The organism is Streptomyces sp. A3M-1-3 (assembly GCF_024213665.1).
GTDB lineage: Bacteria > Actinomycetota > Actinomycetes > Streptomycetales > Streptomycetaceae > Streptomyces.
Window position 1 is genome coordinate 1 of sequence record NZ_JANAVP010000070.1, and the last position, 2,181, is coordinate 2,181.

The following is a 2,181-nucleotide window of genomic DNA, read 5'->3' on the forward strand; positions in this document are numbered from 1 at the left end:
GGTGAAGTAGGCCCGAAGCGCGGTCTCGTCTTTCGATCGAGCCGTTTCTTCGGGCCTCTTCCCGCACCCGGCGTGCCACTTTCATGGCACCGGGCGCTCCACAAGACCCGTCTTACTGCCCCTGTTGATCTTCATCTGGTGGTCGGCCAGGGGGAAGGGATGACCGTTCCCCGGTATCGGTAGCGCGTTGTGCGTACCTTGCCGGGATCGAACAGTGTCCGTTCCTCCCCTGCTGGCCACCATCCCCCAGCGCAGTAAAGACGGCGGAGGTCCTTCCTGTTGATCCGGAGGTGCTTACGGCGCAGCCACTTCATGACCTGGGCCCACGTGTACGAACTCAGGTACTGGAAGGTCGCGCTGGACACCCCGGGGCGGAAGTACATGCACCAGCCGAACAGCATCCGGTTGATCTGGATGAGCAGTTCGTCCAGTGGCAGGCCGGTGGCCGTTCTGCGGCGGATCGCCTTCACCTTGCCCATCGCGGCCGTCAGGGCCTTGCGCGAGGGGTAGGTGTAGACGTAGCTGCGGCTGGATCCGCGTTGGCGGTGGCGCTGGATGTGCCACCCGAGGAAGTCCAGCCCCTCGTCGATGTGGGTGATCAGGGTCTTCTCCACGGACAGGCGCAAACCCATCGTGGACAACACCTCCGCGATCTCCTCGCGCAGAGCTTCGGCGTCGTCCTTGGTGCCCTTGACCATCAGGCACCAGTCGTCCGCGTACCGGGTAAGCCGGTAGTTGGGGAGACCTTGACGACGCCGCTTGGTCCGCGCCCAGGGCGTTGACCTCGGGCCTCCCGGAGACTGGGCGATGTACTCGTCCAGGACCGACAGAGCCACGTTGCTCATCAACGGCGAGAGAATCGAACCCTGTGGGGTACCGGCGGTGGTCTCCCGAAGTACCCGGTCCTCACCGAGGACGCCCGCCTTCAGGAACGCCTTCACCAAGGTCAGGACACGTTTGTCTCCGACGCGCTTCCGCACCCGGTCCATCAGTGCGGAGTGTGAAATCTCGTCGAAGCAGGCCTTGATGTCGCCCTCCACGATCCACTCATACGACTTGGACGTGAAGAAACGCACCTCGGCCACCGCGTCATGAGCCCGGCGGTTCGGACGGAACCCGTAGGAACACGGGAGGAAATCCGTCTCGAAGATCGGCTCCAGCACCAGCTTCAAGGATGCCTGCACCACCCGGTCCGCGATCGTGGCGATCCCCAGCCGGCGCAGCTTCCCGCCCGCCTTGGGGATCATCCGCTCCCGCACCGGCAGCGGACGGAAACTACGGTCCTTGATGCTGTCCCGCAGCCCGCCGAGGAACTCCTCGACGCCCGTCCGCTCCACGATGGACGCCGCGGTGCGGCCATCCACCCCGGCGGTCTTCGCACCCTTGTTACCCCGCACCCGATCCCACGCGACCAGCAGGAACGCGGGATCGGCACAGAGGTTGAACAGGTCATCGAACCTGCGATGAGGATCATCACGAGCCCAACGGTGCAGCTTGGTCTGAATCTCCAGTACCCGTCGCTCCGCCACATACGTGACAGCCTCAAGTTCGTCGGTATTCACCGGCGAGAACCTCCTGGTCTTCCAGCACTTCGGCCGCTGACTTGCTGGCCCCCTTCGCCATGTACGCACCTCTCGTACGCTCGGACTACTACGGGGCCTCCGCCACGCACTGGCGCCGTCAGCCGACGACGGGCCTGCCCTCCGCCTGGCTGGCTGCCAGACGGGAAGGGCGGCACCAGCACGCTTCCCACGTTCACCACTCTCCGGTCGACGAGCGAGCCGCCCAGCTCTACCCCGACAGCATCGCCACGCCTACGCCGCAGGCATTCAACGTGGCCTCCTCACCGGCATCGAAAGACCGGCTTCGAAGTCGCCGCCCGACAAGCGGACGGCGTGCGCTGCACCCGGCCCAGATCCTCCAGATTGGAGCCGGTGGAACACTTACGGGACGTCAGGCACTGGTTCCTCTCGTACGGCGTCTCGTCTTGCTTGCCGGACCCGCGCCGTCTGGAAGTACCGACGCGTCCCGTCGTTGTCAGGGCTGCTCCTACCTCCCCGTGCGTCTCCACGGATCGGCTGCCCTCAGCTTCACCGGTCTGCTGCGACAGCCCGGCGGCAGGGGTCTTGCACCCCTGCCCGGTAACAGTGGCGCCTCGTGGCGCACCTCGATCTTGTTCCA

Annotated in this window: 1 protein-coding gene; it reads right to left on the reverse strand. The window is 65.3% G+C overall.

Annotated elements, in window-relative coordinates:
* Positions 1-131: 131 nt before the first annotated feature.
* Positions 132-1,562 carry a group II intron reverse transcriptase/maturase gene (gene ltrA, locus NLX86_RS34160; RefSeq protein ID WP_254375713.1) on the reverse strand — a complete coding sequence of 477 codons (1,431 nt, stop codon included), beginning with the start codon at positions 1,560-1,562 and terminating at the stop codon, positions 132-134.
* Positions 1,563-2,181: the final 619 nt, after the last annotated feature.